The sequence below is a fragment of the Massilia sp. Leaf139 genome, from assembly GCF_001424165.1.
In the GTDB taxonomy this organism is placed as follows: Bacteria; Pseudomonadota; Gammaproteobacteria; order Burkholderiales; family Burkholderiaceae_D; genus Telluria.
Map to the genome: position 1 here is coordinate 1 of NZ_LMOJ01000012.1, position 26,299 is coordinate 26,299.

Below are 26,299 nucleotides of genomic sequence, written 5' to 3' on the forward strand. Positions count from 1 at the left end.
GAGCCAACCATGCTGAGCCTTCACACCAACGCTGCTTCCCTGTCCGCACAGAACTCGCTGTCGAACACCCAGAACAAACTGTCGACCTCGATGACCCGCCTGTCGACCGGCTTCCGCATCAACTCGGCCAGCGACGACGCTGCCGGCCTGCAGATCGCCACCCGCCTGAAGTCGCAGACCAGCGGCATGGCCGTCGCAATGCGCAACACCCAGAATTCGATCTCGATGCTGCAGACCGCCGAAGGCGCGCTGAGCGAAACCGGCAACATCCTGGTGCGCATGAAAGACCTGGCCACCCAGGCAGCCGACGGTTCGTCGTCGAAGGACGACCGCACCGCGATGCAAGCCGAGTACGACTCGCTGGCTGACGAGCTGGGCAACATCATGAAGAACACCAAGTTCGGCGGCACCGCGCTGCTGCACAAGGAAAACGGCAAGCTGGCCGCTTCGGTCACCTTCCAGATCGGCGCCGACAAGGCCGAAACCATGGCCGGCGACTTCACGACCGAACTGACCGCCGTGCACACCAAGGTCGGCNCTGGCCGCTTCGGTCACCTTCCAGATCGGCGCCGACAAGGCCGAAACCATGGCCGGCGACTTCACGACCGAACTGACCGCCGTGCACACCAAGGTCGGCGCCACCAGCGCCCGCTTCTCGGGCGGCACCGCAGTCGGCGCCACCACCACTGGTACCGACATCAGCGGCACGACCGACGCCCTGGGCGCRACCAACGCCAATGCCACGATCGAYGAGCTGTCGCAGGCAATCGACGCGGTCAGCACCCTGCGCTCGAAGATCGGCGCCGTGTCGAACCGCCTSGATCACGTCAACAACAACCTGTCGAACATCAGCACCAACACSCAAGCTGCCGCCGGCCGCATCATGGACGTCGACTTCGCAACGGAAAGCGCGAAGATGACCTCGAACCAGATGCTGATGCAAGCCGGTACCGCGATGCTCAAGCAGACCAACCAGATGTCGTCGATGGTCATGTCGCTCCTGCAGTAATCACGGCGACCGCCGGCTGAACTCAGCCGGTAGTATCATCGGCCAGCCATGTTTTATCGGCTGGCCTTTTTTTCGCCCGTAGTGTCGTCGGAACCGTGCCATGAACCCGCTCTCGCTCTCCGCTCCCCTGCCGCCCCCCACCACGCCGCCCCTGCTGGCGAATGCGGTTGCCGCCATCGCGCCGGTTGCCTTCGCCGCGGCCGAGGCCGAGCTGCCGCTGCCGCACTCGCAGCCGCTGGCCAATCCGCAGGCTGCAGCCGCCGGCGCCGAACACCAGGACGGCGCGGCGATGCGTCCCGACCAGGTGTTCATGTCGCGCCAGATGGTCTTCCCGCAGGCCGACGGCCGTACCCTGGCCGGCAACTGGCGTTCGATGGTCGGCAACTATGGCGCGAGCCTGATCGAGCGCGAGTTGCGTAGCCGCGCGAACGCCCTGCCCCCGGCCCTGCTCCTCGCCGGGCAGGAAGGCCGGACGCCCGGCCGTCCGCTCGACGGCCAGCTGCCGGCCGACGCCTGGCGCTTCACCGTGCATGCGGGCAGCACCCAGGCCCAGCACCTGCAGGTGCTGCGCAAGGGCGCCGATGGCGGATCGGGCCGGCGCCGCCGTCCGCGCGCGGCGCTGCGGCTGGATCTCGCCCTGGCGGACGGCACCCATGTCGCGGTGCAGGTCGAGCCGGCTCCGGGCGGGGTCGCGATCGAGATGGCGGCGCCGGATGCGGCCACGCAGGCCCGCCTGCGCGCGCTGCAGCCGGCGCTCGAGGCGGCCGTGGGACGTGCCGGACTGCTTGTGGTGCGCTGGAATTTCAGGACGGGGATCGTGCCGGCCGGCTCGGCGCATGCGACGCTGGCGGCGGAGGATGCGGCGGAGGTGCTGACGCTGCCCGTGTTCCGGGCAGTGGCGGAGCTGGCCTTGATGCTGCCGGCGCAGGGGTGAAATTTTATTTCATGTAAAACGGGGCGATGAAAGGATATTTCATCGCCCCGTTTTCATTGCACTGACTCGATTACCCGACCGTTCCCACGATCGATACTTCCCGGTTCTCGGGAATCTCGTTATACGACAGCACGTTCAGCCCCGGCGCAAACAGCTTGGCGTAGCGCGCCAGCAGCGGGCGCACCTGCGGCAGCACCAGCAGCAGCGGCGGCGTATGCTGGCCCTTCATCTGCTCGCGCGCGACCGGCATGTTGATCTGCAGTTGCGACAGCAGCTGCGGATCGATCGGGTAGTTGTCCAGCGCGACCTTGCCGCCGCCGCTCTGGCGTGCCTGGTTCAGGGAACCGAGCAGCATGTTCTCCAGTTCCGCCGACAGGTTAAAGGCCGGCATGTCCTTCTTCTTGCCGAACAGGGTCGAGACGATCTGGCGGCGCAGCGCGCAGCGCACTTCGGCCGCCAGCAGGATCGGATCCTTGGTCGTCTCGGAGGAGTCCAGCAGCGTGGTGCCGATGACGACGATGTCCTTCAGCGACACGCCCTCGGCCAGCAGCACGCGGAACACGCGCAGCAGCTGGGTGTGGTTCAGCGCCTTTTCCAGCGCGCCCGCCAGCTTGGGCGACAGGGCGGTGAGGCGTTCCATCAGCGCCGGCACGTCTTCGTGGCGGAACAGTTCGTGCAGGTGGTCGCGGATCACCTTCGAGCAGTGGGTCGCGATCACGCTCGGCACCTCGACCACCTGGTAGCCCAGGCCGAGCGCATGGCCCTTCTGGTCGGGCGTGATCCAGGTCACGGCCATGCCGAAGGCCGGCTCCAGGCCGGGAATGCCATCGAGTTCGCCGTACACGTTCGGCGACGGGATCGCCATCAGGTGCTCGGGATGCACTTCGCCTTCGGCCACGATGACGCCCGACAGGCTGACCGAATACTGCGAGGGGCGCAATGCCAGGTCGTCGCGCACGCCGATGGCCGGCAGCAGCACGCCCATCGATTCGGACAGGCTCTGGCGGATGCCCTTGATGCGCTTGGTGAGCTGCTCGCCCTGCGCCTTGTCGACCATGCCGACCAGCTTGTAGCCGACCGCCACCGAGATCGGCTGCACCACCGGCAGCTGTTCCCAGTCCAGTTCCGGCGCGCGGTCGTCGCGCAGGGCCGCCTCGATCGCGGCAACGCCGCTCGTATCGGCCGGCACCACGCGGGTATGCAGGCGATAGCCGGCATAGCCCAGGGCGGCGGCGAAGATGGCGAAGGTGAAGAAGGGCATGCCCGGGATCAGGGCGAGGATCACCATCACGCCGGCGGCGGCGAACAGCGTTGGCGGCTGGGCCAGCAGCTGGCCGCCGACCTGCTTGTCGAGATCGCCCGCTTCGCCGATGCGGGTCACCAGGATCGCGGCGGCGCTCGATAACAGCAGCGCCGGGATCTGTGCGACCAGGCCGTCGCCGATGGTCAGCAGCGCGTAGACGCGGAAGGCGTCGCCCAGCGGCAGGTCGTACATCAGCGCGCCGATGGCGATACCGCCGATCAGGTTGATGATCAGGATGAGGATCGAGGCGACCGCGTCGCCGCGCACGAACTTCGAGGCGCCGTCCATGGCGCCGTAGAAGTCGGCTTCGGCGGCGACGTCCTTGCGGCGCTGGGTCGCCTTTTCCTGGTTGATCAGGCCCGCGTTCAGGTCGGCGTCGATCGCCATCTGCTTGCCCGGCAGCGCGTCCAGGGTGAAGCGCGCCGACACTTCGGAAATACGTTCCGAACCTTTCGTCACCACGACGAAGTTGATGATCATCAGGATGATGAACACCACCAGGCCGACGACGAAGTTACCGCCGATGACGACGTTGCCGAAGGATTCGATGACGTTACCGGCAGCGTGCGTGCCCTCGTGGCCGTGCAGCAGGACGACGCGCGTCGACGCCACGTTCAGCGCCAGGCGCATCAGCGTGGTGCCGAGGATCACGGTCGGGAAGACCGAGAAGTCGAGCGGACGTTTCGCACTCACCGCGACCAGGATCACGATCAGCGACAGCACGATGTTGAAGGTGAACAGGACGTCGAGCAGGATCGGCGGCAGCGGCAGCATGATCATCCCGAGCAGCATCAGGATGAAGACTGGGGCGGCGTATTTCTGGCGCCGCAGTTCGGCGACAAAAGCGTTCAACGAATTCATGAAGCGGATACCTCGCTCAAATGAGATGGCACGGCCACCTCGTTAGGGAACCGTGGGGGCGCCTGGCGCCGGCCGTCACGGAAAGCGTTCAATTGCAGCACATAGTTCAGCACCTGCGACACGGCCTGGTACAACTGGGCCGGAATCTGCTGCTGCACCTGGCTGGTGTTATAGATCGCGCGCGCCAGCGGAGGCAGCGACACGGTCTCGATCTTGTGTTTCGCGGCGACGCTCTTGATGTAGAGCGCCATTTCGTCGACGCCCTTCGCGACCACGAAGGGCGCCTCGGCGCGGTTCGTATCGTACTTCAGGGCGACCGCATAGTGCTCGGGGTTGACGATCACGACGTCCGCCGTCGGCACCGTCTTGTTCACGTTGCGCTGGGCCAGCTGGCGCTGCAGCTGGCGGATGCGCCCCTTGACCTCGGGCTTGCCCTCGCTGGTCTTGTGCTCTTCCTTCTGTTCCTGCTTGCTCATGCGCTGGTTCTTCGCGAACTGGAAGGCCTGGATCGGCACGTCCAGCACGGCGAAGATCACGAACACGGCAACCAGCGCGAACAGGGCGTCGAACATCATCGTCCCGCCGCGCACGATGGCGTCGCCCAGCGGCAGGCGCTGCAGGTCGACATAGCTGGCGATGCTCGATTGCGTCACGTGCACCAGCACGAAGCCCAGCACCACGGCCTTGGCCACCGAGGTCGCGAAGCCGATCGCGTGCTTTTGCGTCAACAGGTTGCCCAGGTTTTTCATGGGGCTCAGGCGATCCATCTTCGGCATCAGGTTTTTACCGGACATGATCCAGCCGCCCGGCACCAGGCCGCCGATGATGATCGCCACCGGCACCACGGCCAGGGGCAGCACCATCTTCACGAACAGCGTGGCGGCGGCCATGAAGACCACCGACATGGCATTCTCGATCGCGCCCGTCTCGCCGAGCGGCACGAAGACGAGCCGGAACAGCGAGCGGAACGACTCCATGTAATCGGGCAGCATCAGCGTGAACATCTTGAGGCTGACCAGGATGCCGATCGCGGTCGACAGATCCTTCGAGCGGACGATCTGCCCTTCCTCGCGCGCCTTTTTCAGCTTCTGCGCCGAGGCCTTTTCGGTTTTGTCGCCGTTCTCAGCCACGGGCCGCCCTCATCTGCTGCTGCAGCATTTCCAATACCGCGTTCGTCACCTGGATATAGTGTTCCGGGATGAAGCGCACCAGCTGCACCAGCATCAGCAGCCCGAAGATGGTCACCAGCGAAAAGCCCAGCGAGAACAGGTTCAGCGAAGGCGCGACGCGGTTCAGGAAACCGAAGCCGATCTGCACCACCATCGTCGAGAACACGATCGGGAGCGCCAGCAGCATCGCCGCGGCAAACACCCAGCCCAGGTTCAGCGCCACCGCCTGCAGCGTCATCGACCCCAGGCCCTGCCCCACCGGCCAGGCGTGGAAGCTCTGTCCGAGCACGCTGGTGAGCACCAGGTGGCCGTCGATGGCGAAGAAGATGAAGATCGCCACCAGCGCCAGCAGGCTCGAAATGACGTCGGACTGCTGGCCGTTGACCGGATCGTTCATCTGCGCCATCGAAAAGCCGATCTGGCTCGATGCCAGAAAGCCCAGCATCGAAATGGCCGAGGTGGCGAACTGCAGCGCGAAGCCGATCACGCCGCCGATCACCGCCTGCTCGAACATGGCGACCACGCCGGCCAGCGAGAACGGGTCGGGCATCGCCATGTTCTTTGTGAGCGGCAGCATCAGGAAGGCCAGTACCAGCGACAGCAGCGCACGCACGGGAATCGGCACGTTGCCGTCGCCGATCGCCGGCGCCGAGGACAGCAGCGCCATGATGCGGCAGAACGGCCACCACAGCGCACCGATCAGCGGCAGCAGATAGCTGACGAAATCCATCTAGCTCGCGATGGTGGCGGCGCGCTGGAACACCGACACGCAATAATCCATCAGGTAGCCGGTCATCCAGTGGCCGGCCAGGATCAGCACCACCAGCGTCACCAGGAGGCGCGGCAGGAAGCTCAGGGTTTGTTCATTGATCTGGGTGGCGGCCTGCACCAGCGCCACCACCAGGCCGATCAACAGGCCCGGCACCACCAGCACCATCACCAGCAGCATCACCACGCGCAGGGCTTCGGCGACCAGGTCGACCGCAACATCGGGACTCATTGACACAACCTCCTAATAGCCGTGGATACTGCCGACCAGCGTGTTGACGGTCAGCGTCCAGCCGTCGACCAGCACGAACAGCAGCAGTTTGAACGGCAGCGAAATGACGAGCGGCGACAGCATCATCATGCCCATCGCCATCAGCACCGACGACACCACCAGGTCGATGATCAGAAAGGGAATGAACAGCATCGCGCCGATCTGGAACGCGGTCTTCAGTTCCGACAGCACGAAGGCGGCCAGCTTGACGGTGAAGGCACGCTGTTCGGGCTTCAGGGTGGGCGCCTCGCCGGCCAAGTGCGCGACCTGGGCCAGGGCGCTCTTGCTGGTTTGCGCCAGCATGAAGCGCGACAGCGGCACTTCGGCCGTCTTGAGTGCCTGCTCCAGGCCGATCTTGTTCTGGTCGTAGGGCAGGAAGGCTTCGTTCCAGACCTGCACGCCGATCGGGCGCATCACGAGCAGCGTGAGGATCAGCGCGATGCCGGTGACGACGCGGCTCGGCAGGCCCTGCTGCAGGCCCAGGGCCTGGCGCAGCAGGGACAGCACGATCACGAAGCGCGTGAAGCTGGTGGTCATCATGACCAGCACGGGCAGCAGCCCGAGCAGCGTCATCAAGACCAGGATTTGCGACTTCACGCTCAGGCCGGTGTTGGCGCCGGGGATGACGCCTGCCATCAGATCCTGGGCATGCGCGGATGAAGCACACAATAGAAGAGCGGCGCCCGCCAACCCGAAGGTGGCAGCGCCGCGGCGCGAGATGGCGCCGCTCTTGAATACAATCATGCCGTGATCAAGTCCAGGTTCAGACCGTCGAGATCGATCACTTTCAAGCCGTACTGTTCACCCGCCACCACGACTTCGGCGCGGCCGATCGGGGCGCCGTTGACCTTGATGACGAGCGGCTCGCCGGCCACCGCGTCCAGCGGCAGCACGCTCGCCGGGCCCAGATCCATCAGATCCTGCAGGGAGATCCGGGCCGAGCCCACTTCCAGCGTCAGCGTGACAGGGATACGGCGCATCATCTGCGGCAAGCGTGGATTGCGTGCAGGGGCGCCCACCTCGACGTTGTCGTCGATGAGGAGGTCGTCGGCCAGTTGGTCGTTGAGATTCATGTCCATTTATTCAGCGTCTTCAAAAGAGGTTAAACACAGTTTGCCTTTGTGCTCGGCCACCGCCGCCGTGAACAGGCGGGCTTCGTCGAGCAGAACGTCGGCGCGGCCGACGGAAACCGGAATCACATCGCCTACCTTCAGGGCGAACAGCGCTTCCAGCGTGATCTCGTGCGTAACGAGGCGGCCGTCCAGCTTGACCTTCAGGCTGGCGCCGATCGATTCGCCCTGGCGCTGCGCGCGCTGGGGGCGCTCCGGCTGCAGCGCCTGCAGAATCAGGCCCATCATGCGCGCATCCGGCGAAATATAGCAACGCGCCGTGCTGCCGCCGTGCGGCTCGCGCAGCGTCACGGCCAGCACCCAGGCGTTTTTCGCCGGCACGGGGGCCGGCACCGGGGCCGTTGCACCCGAGTTCGCGGCGCGCCGTTCGACTTCCACGCCAGCCGCGCTGGCGGCCACCCGCACGCGCATCGCCAGCACTTCGAACAGCTGCTGCGTCAGCGTCAGCGCGAGGCGCTCTTCGGTGGCCGTGACACGTTCCCCTGCCGGGTCGCGCAGCGGCTTGGCCGCGGCCTTGCCGCTATAGCGCGCTTCCAGCAGCCCCACCAGCAGGGCACGCTCGAATGCGACGGCGGCGACGCCCTGCGGCCCGCCCATGCTCAGCCAGCGCAAAGCGCCCGCTTCCGGCGCACGTTCGAAGACGACCTGGGCCAGTTCGAAGCTGCTCCAGTAACGGCGCCAGCCTGGCGCGGACAGCATCGCCATCAGGTCTTCGCCAAAGGCATCCGCAAACGCCGGCAGCAAATGCACGGGCCGGCCCAGCAGGGTCGGATCGAGCACCTGATGCGGTCGCGCTTGAACGGTTGAATTGTTAATCGACATGGATAACAAAAATGAGGACGAATTGATGAGATCAAATGGGACGTGTTTTTATTTCATTCCCGAAGGCAACAATTATACCTGCTTAGATGTTTCGGGTCGCTTGATATTCCTCTTTGAATTCCCCATTGCCCTACGGTAAGATCGTATCTTCATTTGCGCCGCTTCCTAGGACAAAACACAGTCTCACGAGGGAAAAGCGTGAAATCTGCCAGGTTTTGAAGCACGGTTTAATGCAGGTTTTACATGCGCAAGATTTAACATTTGACCTTGTGAAGCTAGATTTTAATCGTCAAATGTCGCAGAAAAGCTACTCAGCCTGTCACCCACACGCAACATCGAACGCATAGGATTTAACAAATGGGAATTGAATTAGCCGGCCAGATCAAAGCCGACCTTGCTGCACTGACAAACGAAGCGCAGCGCCTGGCGATTGCACCCTCTGTCGAATTGGCAACGCCTGCAGCTCAGACCGACTTCTCTTTCGCCCAGACGATGAAGAATGCGCTCCAGAGCGTCGATGCGCAGGATCAGGCAGCGGCGGTCAAGATGGCCGATGTCGACAGCGGTAAAAGCGACGATCTGGTCGGTGCGATGCTCGCCAGCCAGGAAGCCAGCCTCTCCTTCTCGATGCTCATGCAGGTACGTAACAAGGTCATGGGCGCGATGGACGAACTGATCAAGCTCCCGGTCTGATTTAACGGAAAAACGGAAAAGCCCAACGTGATTTCGAAACTCAAGAATGCCTTCTCGGGCGACAAGCTCGGCGCGATGCCCGGCCTGCCTCCCCTGCTCCGCAATAACCTGACCCCGCTGCTGGTGCTGGCCGTGGTCATCACGGCCGCCGTCATGATGTTCATGTGGCAGGATCAGGCCAACTACAAGCCGGTCTTCGGCGCCCGCGAAAAGGTCGCCGCCAGCGACATGATGACCGTGCTCGAGGCCGAGCAGATCCCTTACCGCATCCATCCGGACAGCGGCCAGGTGATGGTGCCGTCGAACGAACTGGGCAAGGTGCGTATGCTGCTCGCCGCCAAGGGCGTGACCGCGCAGCTGCCGGCCGGCCTGGAGCTGATGGACAAGAACGATCCGCTGGGCGTGTCGCAGTTCGTGCAGGACGTGCGTTTCCGCCGCGGCCTGGAAGGCGAACTGGCACAGAGCATCCTGACGCTGGACGCGATCGCGTCGGCGCGCGTGCACCTGGCCATCGCCAAATCGAATTCCTTCGTCGCCGGTGCCTCGGATCAGAGCTCGGCCTCGGTCGTGATCGCGACCAAGCCCGGCCGCCAGCTCGGCAACGAGCAGATTGCCGCCATCGTCAACATGGTCTCGGGCAGCGTCGCCAGCCTCTCGCCGGCGCGCGTGTCGCTGGTCGACCAGGCCGGCAACTACCTGTCCTCGCGCGTCGACCTGAGCGAAGGCTTCGATGGCGCGTCGCAGGGCGACGCCGCCGCGCAGCGCGTCTCGAACGAAGTGCGCGCCAACGTCAACGAGCTGCTCGGGCCAGTGCTGGGCGCGAACAACTTCAAGGTCAGCGTCACCGCCGACATCGACAACGACAAGATCGAAGAGACCCAGGAGAAGTACGGCGAAGCGCCGAAGGTCACCAGCGAAGCGATGCGCGAAGAGATGGAAAAGAGCCGCCTCGCGATGGGTGTGCCGGGCACGCTGTCGAACCGTCCTCCGGTGCCTGCCGAGCCGGCCGACGGCGCAGCTCCTGCCGCCGACGGCGCACCGGCCGCGGACAAGGCCAACGACAACAACAACTCGCGCAAGAATGCGACCACCCGCCAGTACGCCTATGACCGCGCGATCACCCAGATCAAGCGTTCGCGTGGCCGCCTGCGCAAGCTGTCGGTTGCCGTAGTGCTGAACAATGCCAGCGCCGCGAACGCGAAGGTCGGCTATACGCCTGCCGAACTGGCGAACATCGACAAGATCCTGCGCGGCGGTCTGGGGATCGACCAGGCCCGCGGCGACGTGCTGGCAGTCTCGAGCCTGAGCTTCCCGGCGGCCGCTCCGGTCGAGCCATGGTGGCAGGAGCGCGACACCATCGTCGACGCCACCGGTTACGGCCTCTGGATCGTCGGCGCCCTGCTCGGCTACCTGCTGCTGGCCCGTCCGATGCTGCGCACCGTCACGGCACGCCTGACGCCTGCCCTGCCGGCACCGGGTTCGGCACCAGCCGCCGCGCTGCCGAATGCCGCTGCTGCTGCCGCGCCGGCAACCGCGATGGCAGCTGGTACGGCTGCGGCCCTGCCAGCGGCCGGCACCGGTGTCGCCGCCGTCGTGCCGCTGCTCGAAAACTATGATCTGCCGCCCGCCGGTTCCGCCGTCGATGTGATGGTCGATCACCTCAAAGTGCTTGCCGGTAAAGAGCCGGAGCGCGTTGCCGAAGTCGTCAAACAATGGGTGCAGAAAAAACATGGCCGAACTGAACAATAACGCCGAGGGCGCGGTGCTGACCCCGGTTGAGCAAGCTGCAATCGTCCTGCTGTCGATCGGCGAAGAGCCGGCAGCTGCCGTGCTGCGCTGCCTCGAGCGCGACGAACTGATCGAACTGACCCAGGTGATGTCGCGCATGAGCGGCATCAAGGTCGACTCGGTGAAGTACGCCGTCCAGAACTTCTTCGACGACTACCGCGAGCAGAGCGGCCTGCATGGCGCCTCGCGTACCTACCTGAAGCGCTCGCTCGATCTGGCCCTGGGCAGCGACATCGCCAACAGTGTCCTGAACACGATCTACGGCGATGCGATCCGTCCGATGATGGCGCGCCTGCAGTACGCCTCGCCGAAGTGGCTGGCCGAATTCATCTCGCACGAACACGTGCAGATGCAGGCCGTGTTCCTCGCCTTCCTGGCCCCGAGCCTGGCCGGCCAGATCATCGAGGGGCTGCCTGAAAACAGCCGCGACCTGGTGCTGCTGAACCTGGCCCGCCTGGACGAGATCGACCGCGACCTGCTGCAGGAACTGGAAGACCTGGTCACCCGCTGCCTGTCCGCGCTCGACACGCAAAGCGCAAGCGTCGAAGGCGTGCGCCAGGTCGCCGAGATCCTGAACCGCCTGCCGAACAACCGTGCCGGCATGGTCGAACTGCTGCGCGCCCACGATCCGGACGTCGTGTCCCAGATCGAGATGTCGATGTACGACTTCTTCATCCTGTCGCGCCAGACCGAACAGGTCATCACGCGCCTGCTCGACGACATTCCGCTCGAGCAGTGGGCGATCGCGCTGAAAGGCGCCGAGCCGGCCCTGCGCGACGCGATCCTGCAGGCGATGCCGAAGCGCCAGGCGCAGTCGTTCGAAGACCTGATGCGCCGTTCGGGTCCGGTGCCGATGTCGCGCATCGAGCAGACGCGCAAGGACATCATGGTTGCCGTGAAGGCGCTGGCCGACGCCGGCGAGATCGACGTGCAGCTGTTTGCCGAGGCCACCGCTGAATGAAGCAGTTCCGGCCTTTTCACTTTCCGCCCCTGCACCAGGTGCGCGCCGCGAGCGGCACCCTGTCGGGCACCGAAGCACCGCTACAGGAAGACTGGGACAGCGCACTGGCCGCAGGCTACCGCCAGGGCCAGCAGGATGGCTTTGATGCCGGCTTCGAGGCCGCGCGCGCCGAAGGCTTTGCCCGCGGCCAGGCCGAAGGCCTCGAACGCGGCCTGGAAGAAGGCCGCGCCCAGGCGCTGGCGCACCTCGACCAGATCGGCAAGCCGGTCGACGCCGCCCTCAAGGCACTGAAAAAACTCAAGAGCGATTTCAAGGCCGCCCAGCGCAAGGAAGTGGTCGACCTGGTCGGCAAGATCGCGCGCCAGGTGATCCGCGCCGAGCTGGCGCTGCAGCCGACCCAGCTGCTGGCCCTGGTCGATGAAGCGCTGGCCGCGATGCCGCCGGCGCGCGACACCGTCGAAGTCCTGATGAACCCGGAAGAACTGAAACGCGTGACCGAACTCGATCCGAAACGTGCCAAAAAGTGGAACCTCCTCGCCGACCCGTCGCTCGACGCCGGCGAGATCCGCGTGAAAGCGGGCGACCATGAAGTCGACGCCGGCTGCCAGGGCCGCCTTGCCGCCTGCATGGAGCAGGTGCGCGACGCCGTCGCCGGCACCGAAGGAGACGCGGCATGACGGCGCTGTTCGATACCCTGCGTTCGCTCGATATCGGCGACGTGCCGGTCGCGACGCCCACCGGCCGCCTGGTCGGCGCGCAAGGCCTGCTGCTGGAATCGGTCGGCTGCAAGCTGCACACCGGCCAGCGCTGCCGCGTCGAACTCAATGACGGCGGCTGGCTCGACGCGCAGGTCGTGGGCTTCCGCGACAAGGTCTCATACCTGATGCCGTTCAAGAAGGCGAATGGTCTGGCGACCGGCGCGCGCGTGCTGCCCGAGAAAAACGCCGCCAGCCTGATGATCGGCCCGTCGTGGCTGGGCCGCATGGTCAATGGTCTCGGCGAAGAGATCGACGGCCTCGGAAAGCTCGGCGGCGACCAGCCCCTGAACTTCACGCCGCCAAAGGTCAACCCGCTGCGCAAGACGCCCGTGGACGAGCCGCTCGACGTGGGCGTGCGCGCCATCAATTCGATGCTGACCCTGGGTAAAGGCCAGCGCGTCGGCCTGATGGCCGGTTCCGGCGTCGGTAAATCGGTGCTGCTCGGCCTGATCACGCGCCAGACCGTGGCCGACGTGGTCGTGGTTGGCCTGATCGGCGAGCGTAACCGCGAGGTGCGCGAATTCGTCGAGAAGTCGCTCGGCCCCGAAGGCCTGAAACGCGCCGTGCTGGTCGTGGCGCCGGCCGACGAGTCGCCGATGATGCGCGTGATGGCGACCGAACTGTGCCACTCGATCGCGGCGCACTTCCGCGACCGCGGCCAGAACGTGCTGCTGCTGTGCGACTCGCTCACCCGCTACGCGATGGCGCTGCGCGAAGTGGCGCTGTCGCTGGGCGAACCCCCGGCCACGCGCGGCTATCCGCCATCGGTGTTCTCGAACCTGCCGCAGCTGGTCGAATCGGCCGGCAATGGCGAGAACCCGAACGGCAGCATGAGCGCCATCTATACGGTGCTGGCCGAAGGCGACGACCAGCAGGACCCGGTGGTCGACACGGCGCGCGCAATTTTGGACGGCCACATCGTGCTGACGCGCGAACTGGCCGAGCGCGGCCACTATCCGGCGATCGATGTCGCCCAGTCGATCAGCCGCTGCATGGCCCAGGTGGTCACGCCGGAGCATTCGAACGCGGCCCGCAAGCTCAAGGCTACGCTGGCGAAGCATGCACGGGTGCGCGACCTGATCCCGCTGGGCGCGTACACGCCGGGCGCCGATCCGGAGACCGACCGCGCCGTACGCCTGCATCCGCACATCGAGTCCTTCCTGTGCCAGGGCACGCGCGAAGGCGCGCCGCTGGCCGACTGTATCCCGCAACTGCAAGGAATGATGCAATGAACCGGCGCGAACAAATCAAGAGCCTGGACACGCTCGTCCATCTGCGCAGCAGCGAAGTCGACAAGCTGCAGACCGAGCTGGCGCGCCAGGAAGCGACGCGCGCACGCTACCAGGCCAACCTCGCCCGGCTGAATTCGCTGGCCGAAGGCAGTGGCGCATCCGGCAAGGGTTCAGCCGGAACCTTGGCGCCGGCGCTGGCGCTCAACTGCGGCCAGTACAAGCAGGCCGTGTTCGCGCTGGTCGACGCCCACCGTACCGACCTCCAGCTGCATGAGGCGAACATGGCGGTCTCGCAGCGGAACCTGGCGCAAGCCTGGACGCGCCGCGAACTGCTCGGCAAGGTGCTCGAGCAGCAGCAGGACGCGTTGGCACGCGAACAGGATCGCGCCGCACGCAAGCGCGAAGATGAAATCGCCACCCAGTCGTGGCTGGCGGGCCGGGCCTGAATCCCGGAGATCAAGGAGAACAACGATGGCAAGCATTTCCACCACTTACGATCCGGCGAGTACTGCGCAAGCGCTGGCCGAAGCCTTCACGTCCGGCCGCCAGACGATCCTGACGCGCCAGACCACGCAGGCAAGCGCCACCGAAAAAGGGTTGAGTACCCTTAGCTCGGCTTTGACCGCCTTCCAGGGCAGCCTGGCCACGCTGACGGGCCTGAACAAGACGATGTCCGCCAGCAGCGCCGTCTTCAGCGACACCGCCGTTGCCAGCGCCACCGCGACGGCCACCGCCGCGGCCGGCACCTACAGCTTCTTCGTCGCACAGGTCGCCAGCGCGCACAAGGTGTCGTATGGCGGCATGACCGACTTCGCCGGCGGCGGCTCGCTCACCCTGGGCGTGGGCGCCAGCTCCTTCGTGGTCGACCTCAGCACCAAGCCGACGTGGACGGTGCGCGAACTGGCGGCGGCGATCAACGGCGCCACCGGCAATACCAGCATGTCGGCCTCGGTCGTGACCACCGGTTCCACCTCGGAACTGGTGCTGACCTCGAAGACGACCGGCGCCGCCAACACGATCAGCGTCGGCAGCACCGGCGTCGATGCAGGCCTCGCGGCCAAGCTCGGCGCCGCGCCGAACACGCTGGCGCAGGCGCTCGACGCTGTTGTACGCGTGGGTTCCGAAACCGGTACCGAGATCCGCCAGGCCAGCAATACCCTCAACGTGATCGACGGCGTCACCATGACCCTGACGAAAGCGCAGACGGCCGGCAGCGCGCCGGTCACGCTGACGGTGGCGTCGGACGCATCGAAGACGGCGGCGAACGCCCAGGCCTTCGTGGATGCCTACAACAAGCTGAAAACGGCAATCGACGCCCTAGTGAGCCCGGGCGACCCGAAAAGCGGCGGCGCACCCGGCGCCTTTGCCGGCGACAGCGGCATACGCGCCCTGCGCGACCGCCTGGTCAGCGTCCTGCGTGGCAGCGGCACTACCAGCCTTGCCAACTTCGGTATCACAGCCAACCGCCAGGGTACGCTGACCCTGGACAGCACCCGCCTGAACAAAGCGCTGGCGACCAACCCGACCGGCCTCGATACGCTGATCGGCAGCAGCGCGGCCACCGGCTCCAGCGGCATCGCCGGCCAGCTCGACAGCTACCTGAAGCTGTGGACGAGCAGCACCAACGGCCAGATCGGCAGCCGCAAGGATGCCGTCAGCAAGCTGCAGGATAACTTGGCGCAACGACAAACTTTACTCGACAAACAGTACGACGGCGCGTATTCGCGCTACCTGGCGCAGTTCACCCAACTGCAGTCCGTTCAAAGCAATATGTCCTATAACACCTCGCTGTTCGACAATTTGTTCAGCAGCGCTAAAGACTAAACTCATAGCCATGTCCTATCAAGAAGCCTACGGCAATTATCAAGCTGTCAATCTCGATTCGCAAACCTCGCGCGCGACCCCGGTCGAACTCGTCCTGCTGCTGACCGACGGCCTGCTCGACGAACTCGCCCGCGTGCGCGGCCACATCGTCGGCAAGCGCTACGAACAGAAAGCCGCCGGCATCGACAAATGCTGCGAAATCATCAACGGCCTGTCGAGCTCGCTCGACTTCGAGAGCGGCGGCGAAACCGTCGCCAACCTGGCCAACCTGTATGAATTCTGCTCGGCGCGGCTGCAAAGTGCCGGCATCAAGATGGATCCCGCCATGGTCGACGAAGTGGTCGGCGTGTTGACGACGATCCGCCAGGGCTGGCAAGGCGTGCAGGCCCGCAATGCCTAGAAGCGTTGCGATCGGCAAGCTGGGCGCCGCGTTTGCGCAAGCGCACGCGGCGCGCGACTGGGAACGCCTGAATACGCTGGCCCTCGCACTGGGCCCGCAGCTGGCACAGCTCGGCCAGCGCGGCGCGTGGAACCGCGACGAGCTGGCTGCGCTCACGCAACTGCGCACCGCCCACGATGCTGCCGCTGCTGCCTGCGGCGAAGCGCTCGACACCCTCGGCGCGCGGCTTGCCGACATGCGTAACAACAAGGATGGCTGGATCGCGTATGCACTCTCCAGCGACACGGATTTTGCCGGACACCAAGAATGAACCTGACATTGACGAACCTGAACCAGCCGGCCGCCTCCGCCAAGAACGCAGCACCCGCGGCGAACGACGCCTCCGCGCCGGCAACGCTCGATGCTGCTACGGCAGCGGTCGCTGGCAGCGCGCAGGCGCCTGAGGCAGCACAGCTGGCGCCAGCCCAGCCGGCGCTGGCGTTTGCCCAATGGCTCGGCCTGGACGGCATGGCGCCGGTGACCGCGGAAGCTGTCGCGCCTGTGCTCGACGGCGTGCCGGCCGAGACCGAAGCTGCGCCGGAAGAGCAACAACAGAATGCCGATACGCCCCTCCTTGGCGCGATGGCGATGTCAATGCCGCTGATGCCGGTCGCCCAGGCGACGCTGGCGGCCGTCGCGGCCGCGTTGCCGGGTGTGCCGGCCCCTAAAGAATCCGCTCCAGCCGCCGATACCGAAGTTTCGATGCCGCATGGAAACACGTCGTCGGGCCGCGAAGGCGGTGTCGAACTGGCAGCCCTGCCGGCAGTGGCGAAAGCGCTGCCGCTGGCCGAGACGCCAGTCCAGGCAGCGCCGTCCGCTGCGGCGAAGCCTGCTGCGGCACCAGCGGCACCAGGCGCCGACATGCTGGCCGCGAACAGCGATGCTCCGCAAGACCAGGCTGCGCCGCTGACCGAACGCGGCGCCGCCAACACCGTCGGCATGAGCGCCCCGGCGACGGGCGGAGCCCAGCGCACGGCCGACACGGTCACGCTGGCAGGCCCGCCGACGGCATGGCGCCAGACCCTGCAGGAAGCGCTGGGCGATCGTCTGCAACTGCAAGTCGGCAACAAAGCCGAGCAGGCCGTCATCCGTCTCGAGCCGCCGATGCTGGGCCGGGTCGAGATCGCGATCCGCCACAGCGCCGGTTCGCTCGAGGTGCATATCTCGGCGACGCACGGCGAAGTGCTGCGCCAGCTGCAGACGGTCAGCGAAAACCTGCGCAGCGACCTGGCCCAGCGCCAGTTCACCGACGTGTCGGTCAATGTGGCGCCGGCGCCGCGCGGCGCCAACGCGGCGCCGATGTTCGCCGGCGGCGATGGCCGTGGCCGCCAGCAGGACGGGCGCCAGCAGGAACAAGAGCCAGGCAATGCCCTGGCCGAAGCAAATCACGGACATTCCCCGTTCTCCTTGAACGGGCGCGGCTGAAAAGCTTCCGCTAATTAACTAAAACGAACAATGAACAGCAAGATGAAAATGATGATCGGCGTGTTCGCCGTCGTGCTCGTGAGTGCGGGCGCGGCCGGTGGCGCCATGTGGTGGATGAAGTCGCAGGAAGCGCCGCACGGCGCCGAAGTGGCCAAGGCGCCGCCGAAAAAGGAAAAGTCGGATGCCCCGGCCAAGTACGTCACGCTCGACAAGGTGATCGTGATGCTGCGCCGCGCGCCGAACGAGACGACGACGCACTACCTGTCGACCGACCTGGTGCTGGCGACCGACGCCAAGGGTGAAAAGCCGACCAAGGAACACCTGCCGCTGCTGCGCGCGATCGCCGTGCGCTCGCTGTCGAGCTTTACGCTGGCGCAAGCCTCGACCATGACGGTCGAGCAGGTTGCCGCACAGCTGAACAAGACCTTCGATGCCAATTATGCCAGCGAAGAACGGGACAAGCCGTTCGGCGAAGTCATGATCGGCAAGCTGATCGTCGAATAACGCCTGGGGACCACGTGGCCTTTTCAGACAATTACGGTGACTACGCCGATACTTCGTGCGCCGGCGGATACCAGGAGGCAGCCGCTGCCGCCGGCATGAGCGCGCGCGAGGAGCAGCAGCACCTGGTGGCCTACGCGCCGCTGGTGAAGCGCATCGTGCGCCAGTTGAATTCGCAAGTGTCCGGCACGATGTCGCGCGAGGACATGGAACAGATCGGCCTGATGGGCCTGCTCGAAGCCCTGCGCCGCTACGGCGCGCCCGACACCGGCTTCGGCAGCTTCGCCTCGCTGCGCATCCGCGGCGCCATCCTCGACGAGCTGCGCCGCCAGGACTGGCGTCCGCGCGCCGTGCGCCAGGACGCCCACCGCGTGCGCGACGGCCTGCGCGCCCTCACCCGCACGCTGGGCCGCGAGCCGACCCCGCAGGAAGCGGCCGATTCGCTCGGCATCACCCAGGAAGCCTATTACCAGCACCTGCTGGACGACGGCGCCGAAGAGATGATGAGCTTCGACGAAGTGCTGCAGGAAGCCACCGAGAATGCCAACAGCACGCCCGGCCCGGAGGAAAGCTTCATGGTGCGGCGCAGTCTCGAGCAGGCCCTGGGCGCGCTGACCGAGCGCGAGCAGCGCGTGATCCAGATGATCTACGAGTTCGAGCTCAGCTACAAGGAAATCGCCGCCGTGCTCGACCTGTCCGACGCCCGCGTCTGCCAGCTCAACAAGAGCGCGCTGGCCAAGATGAAGGCCGCCATCGGCGCCCGCTAACAATAGAAATAATTAAGGAAACAACCATGTTCCTCATCCAGAAAGGCCTGTCATGCAGCAATTCCTAGGTATTTTCATCGTGCTCGGCTGCGTGTTCGGCGGCTTTGCGCTGATGGGCGGTACGGTCACGGCGATCTGGCACCCGATCGAGATCCTGATCATCGTCGGCGCGGCATTCGGCGCCCTGGTAATCGGCAACGAGAAGCACGTGCTGACCGAAATGGCGCACCAGCTCAAGAAGATCGCCTCGCGCAAGAAGCACGACTCGGAATTCCAGCGCCAGCTCCTGCTGCTGATGTACGAACTGCTGCAACTGGCCGCCGGCGGCCTCAAAGCCCTCGACGCCCACGTCGAGGCGCCGAAGGACAGCGCGATCTTCCAGCGCTACCCGCGCATCCTGGACGAGCCGAAGCTGCTGGCTTTCATCGTCGATAACTTCCGTCTGATGGCGATGGGCAAGATCAACGCCCACGAACTGGAAGGCGTGCTCGAGCAGGAACTGGACGCGATCCACGAAGAACTGACGCAGCCCTCCAAGTCGCTGCACAAGATCGCCGAAGGCATGCCGGGCTTCGGCATCCTGGCCGCCGTTCTCGGCATCGTGATGGCCATGTATTCGGTGGCCGAAGGCGCCGATTCGGGCGCGATCGCCGAGAAGGTCGGCGCGGCGATGGTCGGTACCTTCATCGGTATCTTCTTCTGCTACGGCCTGCTCGATCCGCTGTCGAACATGATGAAGCAGCTCGTCAACGGCGAAGCGTCGACCATGGAAACCGTCAAGGTCGTGCTGTGCACCCACGTGGCCGGCAAGCCTGCCCTGCTGGCGATCGACGCCGGCCGCCGCCTGATCCAGCTGAACACGAAGCCGAGCTTCGCCCAGCTGGAGCAATGGATCAACGCGATGGGCGGCGAAGACGAATCGCAGAACAAGCGGCGCCGCACGAGCGACCGCATGACGGGGTAAGCCGTGTCCAAGCCGAACGACAAGCACCACGAACAGACCATCATCAAGCGTGGCGGCGGCAAGCACGACCACGACGAGCATGGCGGCGCCTGGAAAGTCGCATTCGCCGACTTTTGCCTCGCCCTGCTGTCGCTGTTCCTGGTGCTGTGGCTGATGGCCGCACGTGAAAAGGAAGCGGTGCAGAGCATGACGAAGGACGCCGCCGCCGGCCAGCTGGAAGGCCCGGGCAACCGTCCGGAAATCGCCACCGCGCCGCGCGGCAGCCTGATCGAACGTTTCCCGACGCTGCACGACGGCACCGGCCCGAGCAAGGACGCCGGCGCCACCAGCGAAGCGCGCGTTTCCTACGACTCGCCGGCCGACCTCAACCTGTTGTCGAAAAAGCTGGAAAAAATGAGCGAGGACGCGGGCCTGTCCGCCAACCTGCAATCGGAAATCACGCCTTACGGATTGCGCGTAATGTTGCACGATACCGATCGCCAGGGTATGTTCATGCGCGGCAGCGCATTGCCGACCGGGCGTTTCGCGCGCCTGCTGCAAAAGATGGCGCCGCTGTTCGCGCAGATGGAAAACCAGATGCTGATCGTCGGCCACACCGACTCGGTGCAATACACCTTCGCCGAGAAGACCGGTATGTCGAACTGGGCGCTGTCCTCGAACCGTGCGATGGCCGCCCGTGCGCAGCTGCTGCAAGGCGGCATGCGCAACGACAGCGTGCTGCAGGTGGTCGGCATGGCCGACCGCGCCCCGCTCGACGCCAAGCGTACCGATGCCGGCATCAACCGCCGCATCGAATTGATGATCCTGACGCGCGCCCAGTCGCGCTCGGTGGCGGCCATGTTCGGCGCACCGGGCGAAACCGAAGCGTTGCTCGACGGCGTGTCCGTCAGCGCTCCCGGCGCGCAGAAAACGAGCGAAGCGAGTTCGCTGCGTGGCCAACTGGCGAAGTAATTATGACGATTCAATCGAAAACCCGAGGTAACCGCATGAAAATCACTGGAACCGGCGCTCCGACCATGACGCCTGCGATTGGTGGCGCTTCTGCTGCTACCGCTGCCGCTGCCGCCCCGGCTGCCCCTTCGGCGCCCGCGGCCAGCACCTCTTCTCCCCTGCAATCGGAAGTCTTGCAGCCCGCAGCCAAGGCGCTCGCCGCCCTGCCCGACTTCGACGCCGCCCGCGTGGCCGAACTGCGCGACGCACTGGCCAAGGGCGAACTGCCCTTCGACCCGGCGCGCCTTGCCGGCCTGATCCAGCGCTTCCACGGAGGGCGTTGATGAGCCAGCAGTCCCCGCGCATGACGCGCCAGCAGGCGGTTGCTGCCCTGGTCGACGGCGTCGAGCAGGATCTGGCTGCCGCGCAAGCCATCCATGGCTTGCTGGAGCGCCAGTTCCAGGCCGCATTGCGCCACAAGGGCGCCGAAATCGGCGCCCTTGCCGAGGAACTCGCTCCTGCCCTGGACGCGATGGATGCGCGCCGCCGCCAGCGCGTGACGCTGGTGCGCGCCCTGCATGGCGCCGACGGCAGCATGGGCGGCTTCATCGCCGCCCAGCCGGAACCGGGCCGCGCGAAACTGGCGGCCGCCTGGAGCGAGCTGGAACGCCTGGTCGTCGCCTGCAAGGCGGCCACTACGCGCAACGGCAACTTGTTGGCTGAACAATTTACAGTGATGCAGCGCGTGCTGCACGGCGGAGACGGCACCTATGCGCCACGCTGATTTTTCGACGACGGCCATTTCCGCCACCCTGCCGACGGCCCCGACCCGGCCGACCGCCGCGATCGGCGGCGGCAGCGGTTTCGGCCGCGCCTTTGCCGAGGTGCAGGGAGACGTCGCCGACTTCATCCAGAACGGCGGCGGCGCCTCCGCTCCCGAGCTGAGTCCGGAGGGCAGCATGTGGCGTGCGCGCAGCGCCGCCGAAGTCATCGCCGCACCGGAAGCCGAGGGTGGATCGACGGGCGACGACCAGCAGGCCTTCCTCGACAACATCGCGCCCTGGGCCAGGGAAGCGGCTGCCAAGCTGGGCGTTGCGCCCGAGCTGGTGCAGGCCCACGCCGCGCTCGAATCGGGCTGGGGCCAGCGTCCGATCCGCAACGCGGGCGGCGAAAGCAGTCACAACCTGTTCGGCATCAAGGCGACCGGCAAATGGGACGGCGCCGTGGCCGAATCGGCCACCACCGAATACGTCGGCGGCGCGGCCGTCAAGACGAAGGAACGCTTCCGCGCCTATCCGGACGGCGCTGCCGCCTTCCGCGACTATGCTCAGATGCTGCTCGATAACCCGCGCTACAAGGGCGCGATCGGCGCCGGCAACGACGCCAATGCCTTCGCCCAGGGCCTGGCCAAGGGTGGCTACGCGACCGACCCGGCCTATGCCGCCAAACTGGCGCGCCTGGCGGGCAAGCTGCAGGGCATTAACGGTTGATTCGAGCCAGATCGACCGGCTCGACCATGCCCGGCGCGACCACGCGCATCCGCAAGGTCTGACCGCTGGTGGCATTTCGCACCCGAACCGTTGCACCTTTCGCACCGGCGTCGAGCGCTTCGCCAGCGGTGCTGATTTCGATCCCCTCGATCCGCGCAATCATCACGACGGCGTCCCCGCGCTTGACCAAAACCGGGGCCGATAGCGAACTGTTACGCAGAACGTCGCCCGCCCGCAACAATCTGCGGCTGGTTTGCCCTACAGCATCAATTGGAGCGATCACAGGATCCGTAATGGTGGTAATGTCTCGTTGCCCTACGGTAAGATGAGCGTCTGTGAGGACTTCATTGGCGGCGACATTTGTAGTAGTGATCACGACCGATGCCGAAATGCGCGCCCGCACGATGTACTCCGCGCGGCTGGTGCCGGGCCCGGGGCAGCGCACCGCGAAGCGCATCCGGTTTGCCTGCCGTGTGTCGAGGGTATCGACCTCCACCGGCCCGGCGCAGGTCGGCGCGACGCGCGGCGGCACGACGGTCAGCTCGAAGCGGGCGTCGGTCAGGCCGGAGGCAGAAGCCTGCTGTTCCAGCTGGGCGCGGGCGGCCTCCTCGACCTGGCTGACGATGGACGGCGCGGCCAGCGCGGGCAGCGCGGCGAAAAGAACGGGCAGGAAAACGAAGCGAGCGGTACGGACAGTCATTGCAACAAACCCCGGCATCAAAGATTTACCCATTCTAACGAAACACATTGCAGTTCACGACGGAGATCGAACATGACGATTAATTTTAAGGACGCACTGGGAGTTCACGCCGACGCGCTGCATGTGCGCGCCGAGCGCACCAAGGTGCTGGCCGCGAACATCGCCAACGAAAGCACGCCTGGCTACCAGGCGCGCGATGTCGACTTCGGCGCGATGCTGCAGGAACGTGCCGACCTGGAGAACGGCGAGATGGCCATGCTGGATGCCGAGACCCTCTACCGCGTGCCCTTCCACCCCAGCGCCGACGGCAACACCGTCGAGATCGGCGTCGAGCAGGCCGCGTTCTCGCAGAACGCCTCCGACTTCCAGACCAGCCTCACCTTCATCAACATGAAGCTGCGCGGTCTGCAAAAAGCAATCAGCGGTCAATAAGCAGGACAACCCCTATGAGTTTCAAGGACATCTCCAATATCGCGGGCTCGGCGATGACGGCGCAATCGGTGCGCCTCAATACCATTGCCTCGAACCTGGCCAATGCCGATACCGCCGCGCCGTCGGAAGCCGAAGCCTACCGCGCCCGCAAGCCGGTCTTCGCCGCCGTCATGGAAAACGATGCGGGCGGCCGCGTGCAGGTGCTCGACGTCGTGCAGAGCGCCGACCCGGTGCGCAAGGTCTACGAGCCGGGCAACCCGCTGGCCGACGCCGAAGGCAACGTCGTCTACTCGAACGTCAACTCCGTGGCCGAAATGGCCGACATGATGTCCGCCTCGCGCGCCTTCGAGACCAACGTCGAGGTGCTGGGCCGGATCAAATCGATGCAGCAGTCGCTGCTGAAACTGGGCGAAGGCTGAGCCGATGCTGACCAATAATTCTCTCGCAAGCCCGGGCACCAGCGCCGGCGCCAAGACCGACGCCGTCGCCACCAGCGCCGACGTTTCGGCCAACAAGGACATGTTCACCAAGCTGCTCGTCGCCCAGATCCGCAACCAGGATCCGCTGGCGCCGTCCGATCCGAGCCAGTTCGTGAACCAGCTGTCGCAGCTGTCGCAGACCGAAGCGCTGCAAAGCCTGAGCAAGACCACCAGCGCCAGCGCCAGCGTCCTGCAAAGCCTGCAGGTGCTCGCCATGGGCGGCCAGGTCGGCTCGCAGGTGTCGGTGTCCACCGACCGCCTGCGCCTGGACGGCTCGCCGGTCAGCGGCAGCGTCAACCTGCCGTCGGCCAGCAGCGCCACCAATCTCGTGCTGACCGGTGCCGATGGCCAGGCGCATACCGTATCGCTGCCCTTCCATTCGGCGGGCAGCCAGAGCTTCACGATCGACCCGAGCGCGCTGGGCCTGGCGCCGGGCAGCTACTCGATCTCGGCCCAGACCGCCGACGGTGCCCGCGTGCCCGTCGAAATCGCCGGCCGCGTCGACGCCGTCAGGATGTCGGGCGTGGGTGCCGTCGTATTGCAGGTGGCTGGCGTCGGCGACGTCGACCCGTCCGCCATTACTGGTTTCAACGGCAAGGCCTCGCAGGTCGCCGCCAACTAATTCAAGGATCAAGTCATGAGCTTTAACATCGCCCTCTCCGGTATCCAGGCCATCAACGAGCAGCTGGAAGCCGTATCGAACAACATCGCCAACTCGAGCACCTACGGCTTCAAGAGCAGCCGCGCCAACTTCTCCGCCATGTACGCGGGCGAACAGGCGAACGGCGTCTCGGTCGGCTCGCTGACCCAGAACATCGGCACCAACGGTTCGGTCGAATCGACCGGCCGCTCGCTCGACGCCGCCATCGAAGGCCGCGGCTTCTTCGTCACCCGCGATTCGCAGGGCACCATGTCATACAGCCGCGTCGGCATCTTCGCGGCCGACAACGCCGGCAACCTGGTCGACGCCGCCGGCCGCAAGGTGCAGGGCTATGGCCCGACCGTCAACGGCACCCTGGGCACCATGGGCGACATCCAGATCCCGACCGGCCAGATCGCGGCCAAGGCCTCGACCGGCGTGAACTTCGTCGGCAACCTGTCGGCCGACTGGCAGAAACCCACCAACACCACCTTCGACGCGACCAAGCCCGACAGCTACAACATGGTCAAGCAGTCGGTGCTCTACGATTCGCTCGGCACCCAGCACACCGTGTCGCAATACTTCGTCAAGACCGGCAGCAACAGCGTCACCGTGCACTACGGCTTCGACGGTGCCGCGCCGACCGCGACCAAGGCGCTCACCTTCGACGCCCTCGGCCAGCTGCCGGCGGCAACCACCAGCGGCGCCCTGACCCTGACCCCGACCAACGGTGCGGCCCCGATCAACTTCTCGGTCGACTACACCGGCACCACCCAGTTCGCCGGCGAAGCCACCAGCACCACCAACAGCACCGACGGCTATGCCTCGGGCACCTACGTCGGCGTCGAGCTGGCAGCGGACGGTTCGGTCGTGGCGCGCTACAGCAACGAGCAGAAGCAGACCGTCGGCACCATCGCCCTGGCCACCTTCGGCAACGAAGGCGCCTTGACCGCCACCAGCGACACCAGCTGGCAGGCCAACGCCGCATCGGGCCTGGCCCTGTTCGGCACCCCGGGCGCAGGCCTGGCCGGCAAGCTCAATACGGGCGCGCTGGAAGGCTCGAACGTCGACATCACCTCGGAACTGGTCGGCCTGATGACCTCGCAGCGTAACTACCAGGCGAACTCGAAGGTCATCACGACCGAGAACCAGATGATGCAAGCCCTGATGCAAGCCCTGTAAGAACGGACTGACCCACGATGGATAAACTGATCTTCACCGCCGTCTCCGGCGCCGAGCACACGCTGCGTGCCCAGCAGGTACACGCGAACAACCTGGCCAACATGGACACGCCGGGCTTTCGCGCCAACCTGGAACTGGTGACGACGCAGTCGCTCGGTGCGAAAACGAACTACGGCTACGACGACGTGCACATGGCTCGCACCCAGGCCGACGCCATTTCGACCAAGCCGGGCATCGTGCGCGAAACCGGCCGTCCGCTCGACGTGGCCATTACCGGCAGCGGCTACTTCGCGGTCGAGTTCAACGGCGGCGAAGCCTATACCCGCGCCGGTTCGATCGACATCGACGCCAATGGCGCCTTGTCCGTGGCGGGCCGCCCGATCCTGGGCGAAGGCGGCCCGATCGTGCTGCCGCCGCACTCGGCGGTGGAAGTCGGCACCGACGGCACGATCTCTGTGATGGCAGAAGGCGCGACCACGATGCAGGTGATCGACAAGCTGCGCCTGGTGAACGCCGAAGGTTCCGAGCTGACCAAGAACGAGGCGGGCCTGATCGTCTCCCGCAACGGCGACCAGCTCGAAGCCGACGCCAATGTCACCGTGCGCGGCCGTTCGCTGGAAGGCAGCAACGTCTCGGCCGTCGAAGAGATGGTCGCGACCATGGCCCTGAACCGCAGCTTCGAATTGCAGATGAAGTTGTTCCAGGCCGGTGACAAGATGAACGAGGCAGGTAACCGTCTTCTCGGCGCTTAAAACCCGCGCGCAGTCCGGCATGATTACGTCCGGAAACTTTTAGGCGGTGAATCAGATGCCGCAACCAAGGAGAAT

At 65.6% G+C, this 26,299-nt stretch carries 32 protein-coding genes and 1 pseudogene; 25 read left to right on the top strand and 8 right to left on the bottom strand.

Annotation, left to right across the window (positions count from 1 at the left end; all coding sequences use genetic code 11):
• Positions 1-9: 9 nt before the first annotated feature.
• The 3 genes and pseudogenes from ASF77_RS24875 to ASF77_RS08710 all read left to right on the top strand — a co-directional run.
• Positions 10-537, top strand: a pseudogene (locus ASF77_RS24875) (Lateral flagellin); the annotation flags it as partial.
• Between the two features lie 49 nt (positions 538-586).
• Complete coding sequence (locus ASF77_RS24880; RefSeq protein WP_307180880.1) at positions 587-1,009, top strand: flagellin; 423 nt, start codon at positions 587-589, stop codon at positions 1,007-1,009.
• Between the two features lie 100 nt (positions 1,010-1,109).
• The gene (locus ASF77_RS08710; RefSeq protein ID WP_056337733.1) at positions 1,110-1,943 is read left to right on the top strand and encodes a hypothetical protein; all 834 of its coding nucleotides are present in this window, start codon (positions 1,110-1,112) and stop codon (positions 1,941-1,943) included.
• Positions 1,944-2,013: 70 nt separating this feature from the next.
• Here ASF77_RS08710 and ASF77_RS08715 read toward each other — a convergent pair whose 3' ends face one another.
• Genes ASF77_RS08715 through ASF77_RS08745 form a run of 7 tightly spaced genes read right to left on the bottom strand, consistent with a single transcriptional unit; the run spans position 2,014 to position 8,225 of the window.
• A complete protein-coding gene (locus tag ASF77_RS08715) occupies positions 2,014-4,107 on the bottom strand; it encodes a flagellar biosynthesis protein FlhA (RefSeq protein WP_056337737.1) in 2,094 nt (697 codons plus the stop codon).
• On the bottom strand, positions 4,104-5,237 hold the full coding sequence (gene flhB / locus ASF77_RS08720; RefSeq protein WP_056337740.1) for a flagellar type III secretion system protein FlhB: 1,134 nt from the start codon (positions 5,235-5,237) through the stop codon (positions 4,104-4,106). The genes ASF77_RS08715 and flhB overlap by 4 nt, the downstream gene beginning before the upstream one ends.
• Entirely contained in the window at positions 5,230-6,006 is a 777-nt protein-coding gene (fliR, locus tag ASF77_RS08725; RefSeq protein ID WP_056337743.1) for a flagellar biosynthetic protein FliR, read from the bottom strand. The genes flhB and fliR overlap by 8 nt, the downstream gene beginning before the upstream one ends.
• A complete protein-coding gene (gene fliQ, locus ASF77_RS08730; RefSeq protein ID WP_056337746.1) occupies positions 6,007-6,276 on the bottom strand; it encodes a flagellar biosynthesis protein FliQ in 270 nt (89 codons plus the stop codon).
• Positions 6,277-6,288: 12 nt separating this feature from the next.
• Positions 6,289-7,059, bottom strand: a complete 771-nt coding sequence (gene fliP / locus ASF77_RS08735; protein WP_056337749.1) for a flagellar type III secretion system pore protein FliP — start codon at positions 7,057-7,059, stop codon at positions 6,289-6,291.
• Positions 7,056-7,394 carry a FliM/FliN family flagellar motor switch protein gene (locus ASF77_RS08740; RefSeq protein ID WP_056337752.1) on the bottom strand — a complete coding sequence of 113 codons (339 nt, stop codon included), beginning with the start codon at positions 7,392-7,394 and terminating at the stop codon, positions 7,056-7,058. Before ASF77_RS08740 ends, fliP begins: the two co-directional genes overlap by 4 nt.
• A complete protein-coding gene (locus tag ASF77_RS08745) occupies positions 7,395-8,225 on the bottom strand; it encodes a FliM/FliN family flagellar motor switch protein (RefSeq protein ID WP_229445347.1) in 831 nt (276 codons plus the stop codon).
• Positions 8,226-8,624: 399 nt separating this feature from the next.
• Between ASF77_RS08745 and ASF77_RS08750 the strand changes: the two genes are divergently transcribed.
• The 17 genes from ASF77_RS08750 to flgJ are packed head-to-tail and all read left to right on the top strand — an operon-like array spanning position 8,625 to position 22,039.
• Positions 8,625-8,960, top strand: coding sequence for a flagellar hook-basal body complex protein FliE (locus ASF77_RS08750; protein ID WP_056337759.1), 336 nt, complete (start codon positions 8,625-8,627; stop codon positions 8,958-8,960).
• 27 nt (positions 8,961-8,987) lie between these two features.
• Positions 8,988-10,709: a flagellar basal-body MS-ring/collar protein FliF gene (fliF, locus tag ASF77_RS08755; protein ID WP_373961823.1), complete on the top strand. Its 1,722-nt coding sequence runs from the start codon at positions 8,988-8,990 to the stop codon at positions 10,707-10,709.
• Positions 10,690-11,709, top strand: a complete 1,020-nt coding sequence (locus ASF77_RS08760) for a flagellar motor switch protein FliG (protein ID WP_056337762.1) — start codon at positions 10,690-10,692, stop codon at positions 11,707-11,709. The genes fliF and ASF77_RS08760 overlap by 20 nt, the downstream gene beginning before the upstream one ends.
• Positions 11,706-12,386, top strand: a complete 681-nt coding sequence (gene fliH / locus ASF77_RS08765) for a flagellar assembly protein FliH (protein ID WP_056337765.1) — start codon at positions 11,706-11,708, stop codon at positions 12,384-12,386. Before ASF77_RS08760 ends, fliH begins: the two co-directional genes overlap by 4 nt.
• Entirely contained in the window at positions 12,383-13,699 is a 1,317-nt protein-coding gene (fliI, locus tag ASF77_RS08770; protein WP_056337767.1) for a flagellar protein export ATPase FliI, read from the top strand. The genes fliH and fliI overlap by 4 nt, the downstream gene beginning before the upstream one ends.
• The gene (gene fliJ / locus ASF77_RS08775) at positions 13,696-14,145 is read left to right on the top strand and encodes a flagellar export protein FliJ (protein WP_056337770.1); all 450 of its coding nucleotides are present in this window, start codon (positions 13,696-13,698) and stop codon (positions 14,143-14,145) included. Before fliI ends, fliJ begins: the two co-directional genes overlap by 4 nt.
• Positions 14,146-14,170: 25 nt before the next feature.
• On the top strand, positions 14,171-15,523 hold the full coding sequence (gene fliD / locus ASF77_RS08780; protein ID WP_056337773.1) for a flagellar filament capping protein FliD: 1,353 nt from the start codon (positions 14,171-14,173) through the stop codon (positions 15,521-15,523).
• 10 nt (positions 15,524-15,533) lie between these two features.
• Positions 15,534-15,923, top strand: a complete 390-nt coding sequence (gene fliS, locus ASF77_RS08785) for a flagellar export chaperone FliS (protein WP_056337776.1) — start codon at positions 15,534-15,536, stop codon at positions 15,921-15,923.
• Complete coding sequence (locus ASF77_RS08790; protein ID WP_056337779.1) at positions 15,916-16,233, top strand: hypothetical protein; 318 nt, start codon at positions 15,916-15,918, stop codon at positions 16,231-16,233. The genes fliS and ASF77_RS08790 overlap by 8 nt, the downstream gene beginning before the upstream one ends.
• Positions 16,230-17,387 carry a flagellar hook-length control protein FliK gene (locus ASF77_RS08795; protein WP_056337782.1) on the top strand — a complete coding sequence of 386 codons (1,158 nt, stop codon included), beginning with the start codon at positions 16,230-16,232 and terminating at the stop codon, positions 17,385-17,387. Before ASF77_RS08790 ends, ASF77_RS08795 begins: the two co-directional genes overlap by 4 nt.
• A 42-nt stretch (positions 17,388-17,429) precedes the next feature.
• Positions 17,430-17,891 carry a flagellar basal body-associated protein FliL gene (gene fliL, locus ASF77_RS08800; RefSeq protein ID WP_056339001.1) on the top strand — a complete coding sequence of 154 codons (462 nt, stop codon included), beginning with the start codon at positions 17,430-17,432 and terminating at the stop codon, positions 17,889-17,891.
• Positions 17,892-17,905: 14 nt separating this feature from the next.
• The gene (locus tag ASF77_RS08805) at positions 17,906-18,655 is read left to right on the top strand and encodes a FliA/WhiG family RNA polymerase sigma factor (RefSeq protein WP_056337786.1); all 750 of its coding nucleotides are present in this window, start codon (positions 17,906-17,908) and stop codon (positions 18,653-18,655) included.
• 52 nt (positions 18,656-18,707) lie between these two features.
• On the top strand, positions 18,708-19,619 hold the full coding sequence (motA, locus tag ASF77_RS08810) for a flagellar motor stator protein MotA (RefSeq protein WP_056337790.1): 912 nt from the start codon (positions 18,708-18,710) through the stop codon (positions 19,617-19,619).
• A gap of 3 nt (positions 19,620-19,622) precedes the next feature.
• Entirely contained in the window at positions 19,623-20,570 is a 948-nt protein-coding gene (locus ASF77_RS08815; protein WP_056337793.1) for a flagellar motor protein MotB, read from the top strand.
• Between the two features lie 35 nt (positions 20,571-20,605).
• Positions 20,606-20,893, top strand: a complete 288-nt coding sequence (gene flgM / locus ASF77_RS08820) for a flagellar biosynthesis anti-sigma factor FlgM (protein WP_056337796.1) — start codon at positions 20,606-20,608, stop codon at positions 20,891-20,893.
• Positions 20,893-21,333, top strand: a complete 441-nt coding sequence (gene flgN, locus ASF77_RS08825; RefSeq protein WP_056337799.1) for a flagellar export chaperone FlgN — start codon at positions 20,893-20,895, stop codon at positions 21,331-21,333. The genes flgM and flgN overlap by 1 nt, the downstream gene beginning before the upstream one ends.
• Positions 21,320-22,039 (top strand): flagellar assembly peptidoglycan hydrolase FlgJ, encoded by a 720-nt coding sequence (gene flgJ, locus ASF77_RS08830; RefSeq protein WP_056337803.1) that lies wholly within the window; start codon positions 21,320-21,322, stop codon positions 22,037-22,039. The genes flgN and flgJ overlap by 14 nt, the downstream gene beginning before the upstream one ends.
• Here flgJ and flgA read toward each other — a convergent pair.
• Positions 22,029-22,739: a flagellar basal body P-ring formation chaperone FlgA gene (flgA, locus tag ASF77_RS08835; RefSeq protein WP_082493707.1), complete on the bottom strand. Its 711-nt coding sequence runs from the start codon at positions 22,737-22,739 to the stop codon at positions 22,029-22,031. The genes flgJ and flgA overlap by 11 nt on opposite strands.
• A gap of 72 nt (positions 22,740-22,811) precedes the next feature.
• Here flgA and flgB point away from each other — a divergent pair, with 72 nt between their 5' ends.
• Genes flgB through ASF77_RS08860 form a run of 5 tightly spaced genes read left to right on the top strand, consistent with a single transcriptional unit; the run spans position 22,812 to position 26,224 of the window.
• A complete protein-coding gene (gene flgB, locus ASF77_RS08840) occupies positions 22,812-23,171 on the top strand; it encodes a flagellar basal body rod protein FlgB (protein ID WP_056337805.1) in 360 nt (119 codons plus the stop codon).
• Between the two features lie 14 nt (positions 23,172-23,185).
• Positions 23,186-23,590, top strand: coding sequence for a flagellar basal body rod protein FlgC (flgC, locus tag ASF77_RS08845; protein WP_056337807.1), 405 nt, complete (start codon positions 23,186-23,188; stop codon positions 23,588-23,590).
• Between the two features lie 4 nt (positions 23,591-23,594).
• Positions 23,595-24,272, top strand: a complete 678-nt coding sequence (locus ASF77_RS08850; protein WP_056337810.1) for a flagellar hook capping FlgD N-terminal domain-containing protein — start codon at positions 23,595-23,597, stop codon at positions 24,270-24,272.
• 15 nt (positions 24,273-24,287) lie between these two features.
• Positions 24,288-25,472, top strand: a complete 1,185-nt coding sequence (locus ASF77_RS08855; RefSeq protein WP_056337815.1) for a flagellar hook protein FlgE — start codon at positions 24,288-24,290, stop codon at positions 25,470-25,472.
• A gap of 17 nt (positions 25,473-25,489) precedes the next feature.
• The gene (locus ASF77_RS08860) at positions 25,490-26,224 is read left to right on the top strand and encodes a flagellar basal body rod protein FlgF (protein WP_056337817.1); all 735 of its coding nucleotides are present in this window, start codon (positions 25,490-25,492) and stop codon (positions 26,222-26,224) included.
• The last annotated feature ends 75 nt before the right edge of the window (positions 26,225-26,299 follow it).

Excerpts from the sequence above, each read along its gene's own strand:
- fliL (WP_056339001.1), top strand. The coding sequence starts at position 17,430 with ATGAAAATGATGATCGGCGTGTTCGCCGTCGTGCTCGTGAGTGCGGGC.
- fliJ (WP_056337770.1), top strand. The coding sequence starts at position 13,696 with ATGAACCGGCGCGAACAAATCAAGAGCCTGGACACGCTCGTCCATCTG.
- fliD (WP_056337773.1), top strand. The coding sequence starts at position 14,171 with ATGGCAAGCATTTCCACCACTTACGATCCGGCGAGTACTGCGCAAGCG.
- fliR (WP_056337743.1), bottom strand. The coding sequence starts at position 6,006 with ATGGATTTCGTCAGCTATCTGCTGCCGCTGATCGGTGCGCTGTGGTGG.
- fliQ (WP_056337746.1), bottom strand. The coding sequence starts at position 6,276 with ATGAGTCCCGATGTTGCGGTCGACCTGGTCGCCGAAGCCCTGCGCGTG.
- fliP (WP_056337749.1), bottom strand. The coding sequence starts at position 7,059 with ATGATTGTATTCAAGAGCGGCGCCATCTCGCGCCGCGGCGCTGCCACC.
- flgM (WP_056337796.1), top strand. The coding sequence starts at position 20,606 with ATGAAAATCACTGGAACCGGCGCTCCGACCATGACGCCTGCGATTGGT.
- ASF77_RS08790 (WP_056337779.1), top strand. The coding sequence starts at position 15,916 with ATGCCTAGAAGCGTTGCGATCGGCAAGCTGGGCGCCGCGTTTGCGCAA.
- fliS (WP_056337776.1), top strand. The coding sequence starts at position 15,534 with ATGTCCTATCAAGAAGCCTACGGCAATTATCAAGCTGTCAATCTCGAT.
- flgC (WP_056337807.1), top strand. The coding sequence starts at position 23,186 with ATGAGTTTCAAGGACATCTCCAATATCGCGGGCTCGGCGATGACGGCG.
- motA (WP_056337790.1), top strand. The coding sequence starts at position 18,708 with ATGCAGCAATTCCTAGGTATTTTCATCGTGCTCGGCTGCGTGTTCGGC.
- ASF77_RS08750 (WP_056337759.1), top strand. The coding sequence starts at position 8,625 with ATGGGAATTGAATTAGCCGGCCAGATCAAAGCCGACCTTGCTGCACTG.
- ASF77_RS08710 (WP_056337733.1), top strand. The coding sequence starts at position 1,110 with ATGAACCCGCTCTCGCTCTCCGCTCCCCTGCCGCCCCCCACCACGCCG.
- flgA (WP_082493707.1), bottom strand. The coding sequence starts at position 22,739 with ATGACTGTCCGTACCGCTCGCTTCGTTTTCCTGCCCGTTCTTTTCGCC.
- ASF77_RS08740 (WP_056337752.1), bottom strand. The coding sequence starts at position 7,394 with ATGGACATGAATCTCAACGACCAACTGGCCGACGACCTCCTCATCGAC.
- fliH (WP_056337765.1), top strand. The coding sequence starts at position 11,706 with ATGAAGCAGTTCCGGCCTTTTCACTTTCCGCCCCTGCACCAGGTGCGC.
- ASF77_RS08760 (WP_056337762.1), top strand. The coding sequence starts at position 10,690 with ATGGCCGAACTGAACAATAACGCCGAGGGCGCGGTGCTGACCCCGGTT.
- flgJ (WP_056337803.1), top strand. The coding sequence starts at position 21,320 with ATGCGCCACGCTGATTTTTCGACGACGGCCATTTCCGCCACCCTGCCG.
- flgN (WP_056337799.1), top strand. The coding sequence starts at position 20,893 with ATGAGCCAGCAGTCCCCGCGCATGACGCGCCAGCAGGCGGTTGCTGCC.
- ASF77_RS08855 (WP_056337815.1), top strand. The coding sequence starts at position 24,288 with ATGAGCTTTAACATCGCCCTCTCCGGTATCCAGGCCATCAACGAGCAG.
- ASF77_RS08715 (WP_056337737.1), bottom strand. The coding sequence starts at position 4,107 with ATGAATTCGTTGAACGCTTTTGTCGCCGAACTGCGGCGCCAGAAATAC.
- fliI (WP_056337767.1), top strand. The coding sequence starts at position 12,383 with ATGACGGCGCTGTTCGATACCCTGCGTTCGCTCGATATCGGCGACGTG.
- flgB (WP_056337805.1), top strand. The coding sequence starts at position 22,812 with ATGACGATTAATTTTAAGGACGCACTGGGAGTTCACGCCGACGCGCTG.
- ASF77_RS08850 (WP_056337810.1), top strand. The coding sequence starts at position 23,595 with ATGCTGACCAATAATTCTCTCGCAAGCCCGGGCACCAGCGCCGGCGCC.
- ASF77_RS08795 (WP_056337782.1), top strand. The coding sequence starts at position 16,230 with ATGAACCTGACATTGACGAACCTGAACCAGCCGGCCGCCTCCGCCAAG.
- ASF77_RS08860 (WP_056337817.1), top strand. The coding sequence starts at position 25,490 with ATGGATAAACTGATCTTCACCGCCGTCTCCGGCGCCGAGCACACGCTG.